Origin of the sequence: Pseudoalteromonas denitrificans DSM 6059, assembly GCF_900112265.1 — a bacterium.
GTDB classification, from domain to species: domain Bacteria; phylum Pseudomonadota; class Gammaproteobacteria; order Enterobacterales; family Alteromonadaceae; genus Pseudoalteromonas; species Pseudoalteromonas denitrificans.
Genome location: NZ_FOLO01000116.1, coordinates 1 through 1869, shown reverse-complemented (window position 1 = coordinate 1869; position 1869 = coordinate 1). Strand labels below are relative to the sequence as shown.

The window sequence follows — 1869 nt, the reverse complement described above, 5'->3', positions numbered from 1 at the left end:
GATGAAAGTGTGCCAAGACGGCATGTTGTTATACCAAACAGCATTTCTTGCTGTTTCTGAGATGGAAGTAGGCCTTCCGTATTCGCTTTACAGGAGGAGAATACAAACCACCTCAAGCTGCTATGGTTAAAAGCCATGGTAGTGAGCGTTGAGGAAAAGGCAACTTTAAGTTGTCAGGTATGGATAGAGGAGATGAACTCGTGTGAACCACTGGACAAGTGTCGTTACGTGTAAATGTTGTCGAAACTGTGCTCTTTTCGTTGGCATAGGACAAGAATAGCGGAAACCTGTTTATTGGCTATTTGGCAACCGGCATTGAGGTGGCATGACCTCTATCTAGGCTCAGAAATGGAACTTGGGAACCTGTCACTTCGATGACAAGGGAGAACTCGAAGCGGGAAACCGTAAGGGGAGAGTACCAATGCGAAGTACAGGGACGGAGTTTTCCGTAGTAGTGATGAAGCTGTTGTAATGACGGTGGAGCGAAGGGAAAACGTTATTCGGCTTTGTTTAAGCCAACAACTGATCTACAGGATGATTACTTGGACAAAGCAAAACCCTTTAACATAGACAAAACACTCGTTTGGCAAGCTTGGTTGGCAGTGAAAGCCAATCAAGGTTCAGCAGGGTTTGATGGTGTTACCTTGTCTGACTTCGAGCGTGATCTATCCAAAAATCTGTATAAAATTTGGAATCGGATCAGCTCAGGCTGCTATATGCCTCCTCCTGTTAAGCGGGTGGAAATCCCAAAATCTGACGGTAAAACACGTCCACTTGGCATACCAACGGTATCTGACCGAGTGGCGCAAATGACGGTGAAAATGCAACTGGAGCCAACTTGGGATAGTTTATTTTCTCCATCATCATTTGGCTACCGACGGGGGAAATCAGCACATGATGCAGTCATTCAGGCAAGAAACAATTGCTGGAAATACAAATGGGTTATTGATCTGGATATCAAAGGTTTCTTTGATAATATAGACCACCATTTGATGTTAAAAGCCGTTGACCACCTCAATCCTCCGAATTGGGCAAAGCTATGTATTAAACGCTGGCTTAGGGCAGACGTTATATTACCTGATGGAAGTAGGCAGTCAGGTGACAAAGGTACACCACAAGGCGGTGTGATCAGCCCTCTACTAGCCAATCTGTTTTTACACTATGCCCATGACAAATGGTTAGCAAGGGAATACCCAAGCTTGCCATTTGAGCGATATGCAGATGATGCGGTGATACATTGCCGGAATAAGTTTGAAGCAGAAAAATTACTGACAAAACTTAGGCAAAGAATGCAAAATTGTGGATTGGAACTCCATCCAGAAAAGACCCGTATTGTTTGTTGCGATCCTAAACCACGAAGAAACCCAAATCAGCATTATGAATTTGATTTCTTAGGGTTTACGTTTCGCAGGCGAGGAGCCAGGCGCAAAGGAGGAGGACTGTTTACAGGATTTCTTCCTGCCATAAGTAATAAAGCCAAAAAGTCGATAGTTCGCGCGTTCAGAAGCTGGAATCTCCAGCGATGTACCAGTTTAAGTATCGATCAAATAGCAAAGAAGATTAATCCTCAGCTTCGAGGGTGGATCAACTATTATGGCAAGTTTTACCCAAGCGAAATGAATATTTTATGGCGAATACTGAACAAGCGACTGGTACGCTGGTTCAGAAGTCGCAGTAAACGTTATCGCTGGCATAAGACTAAAGCAGCCAAGGTTTTGGAGCAATTCAAGCAAAGGCACAGCTACTTATTTGCGCATTGGAAAATGAAGAAATGTTAAAGAGGTTGAATAACAGGAGCCGTATGAAGCGAGAGTTTCACGTACGGTTCTGTGAGCGGCTAGAGGGGAAGTTCCTCTGGTCTACTCTACC

At 44.2% G+C, this 1869-nt stretch carries 1 protein-coding gene; it reads left to right on the top strand.

Features of this window, described 5'->3' with window-relative positions:
* The first annotated feature begins 542 nt into the window (after positions 1–542).
* Positions 543–1778, top strand: coding sequence for a group II intron reverse transcriptase/maturase (ltrA, locus tag BM088_RS26830; protein WP_091991996.1), 1236 nt, complete (start codon positions 543–545; stop codon positions 1776–1778).
* Positions 1779–1869 lie beyond the last annotated feature (91 nt).